Annotated in this window: 2 protein-coding genes; both read left to right on the top strand. The window is 67.1% G+C overall.

Annotation, left to right across the window (positions count from 1 at the left end):
• Nucleotides 1-104 precede the first annotated feature (104 nt).
• Nucleotides 105-941, top strand: coding sequence for an IS5 family transposase (locus ABEA43_RS67685; RefSeq protein WP_345581538.1), 837 nt, complete (start codon nt 105-107; stop codon nt 939-941).
• Nucleotides 938-1,369: a hypothetical protein gene (locus tag ABEA43_RS67680; RefSeq protein ID WP_345581535.1), complete on the top strand. Its 432-nt coding sequence runs from the start codon at nt 938-940 to the stop codon at nt 1,367-1,369. The genes ABEA43_RS67685 and ABEA43_RS67680 overlap by 4 nt, the downstream gene beginning before the upstream one ends.
• Nucleotides 1,370-1,452 lie beyond the last annotated feature (83 nt).

Below are 1,452 nucleotides of genomic sequence, written 5' to 3'. Positions count from 1 at the left end.
TGAGAGGGCGATTCGCGAGTTCATGCCCGTGATGTCGTAGGGTGATTGAGTGAATCTGTAACGTTATGCCTGCCTGGTGGGCGTGGGTGTGCTGGGATGGCGGCGTGAGTGAGCGCAAGCCATACGCGAGCGACTTATCCGACGAGCGGTGGGCCCTGATCGAGCCGGTCATCACGGCCTGGAAGGCCGCGCACCCCTCGGTCAGCGGCCACCAGGGCCGCTACGAGATGCGGGAGATCGTCAACGCCCTGCTGTACCAGGGCCGCACCGGCTGCCAGTGGAACATGCTGCCGCATGACCTGCCACCTCGTAGTGCCGTGGTCTACTACTACACCGCCTGGCGCAGGGACGGTATCGACAAGACCATCCATGACCTGCTGCGGTTTCAGGTCCGGGAGAAGGCGGGACGATTAGCCGACCCGAGCTTGGTGGTCCTCGACACCCAAAGCGTGCGCGCCGCGGCCGGGGTGCCCGCCACCACCACCGGCCGGGACGCGGCCAAGAAGGTACCCGGACGCAAACGCGGGCTGGCCACCGACGTGCTGGGCCTGGTCATCGCCGTGGTGGTCGCGGCAGCCTCGATGCACGACAACGCCATCGGCAACACGCTGCTGGACCGGGTCGTCGCCGCCACCTCGCCCGGCAGCGTGCAGACGGCCCTGGTCGATCAAGGCTTCAAGAGCAGCGTGGTCGCCCACGGCGCCACCCACGGCATCGCCGTGCAGATCGTCGAGCGTAACCCCGCCCGGGCCGGGTTCGTCCCCCAGCCCAAGCGGTGGGTGGTGGAGCAGACCTACGGCACGATGTCCCTGCACCGTCGCCTGGTGCGCGATTACGAACACGATCCGGCCAGCTCCGAATCGCGGGTGTACTGGGCGATGACCGATGTGATGACCCGCCGGCTGACCGGCACCTTCACCCCTGCCTGGCGCGACACGTGAGCGGGCCCCCCGATCCCGGCACCTGGCTGCTGGAGCGGATCGACGCCCGCGAGAAGGCGCTGATCGGACAGGCCGAGCAGGTGCGTGCCCAGATCGACGAACTGGCCGCCCGCCTGCGTGACCTCGACCAGGACATCGAGCACCTGAAGATCGCCCGTAAGACCCTGCTCGCCCTCGCCGAAGAGCCTGACCCGGCACCCTTACCGCAACCGGCTCCCGTGCTCCCCGACCATCCCGCCTATCAGCAGATCCTCACCATCTTGGTGGACGCCGGACAGCCCATGCGCCCTCGGGACCTCTGCCTGGCTCTGGACCTGCCTTTCGCGCGAAAGAACGTTGAGAACACCCGAGCCAAGCTCAAACGCCTGGTCAGCCTCGGCATCCTCACCGAGACCGAGCCAGGATTGTTCGCTCAGCCACGCCCGTAACCCCGCACTACCCGCTTCGACAAGCCCCATCTCACGCAGGGCAAGCGATCAAAGGGACATCAGCTCGCGAACCGCCCTCTGAT

This window comes from Nonomuraea rosea, from assembly GCF_039539705.1.
In the GTDB taxonomy this organism is placed as follows: domain Bacteria; phylum Actinomycetota; class Actinomycetes; order Streptosporangiales; family Streptosporangiaceae; genus Nonomuraea; species Nonomuraea rosea.
This window is presented reverse-complemented; position numbering and strand designations above follow the sequence as displayed.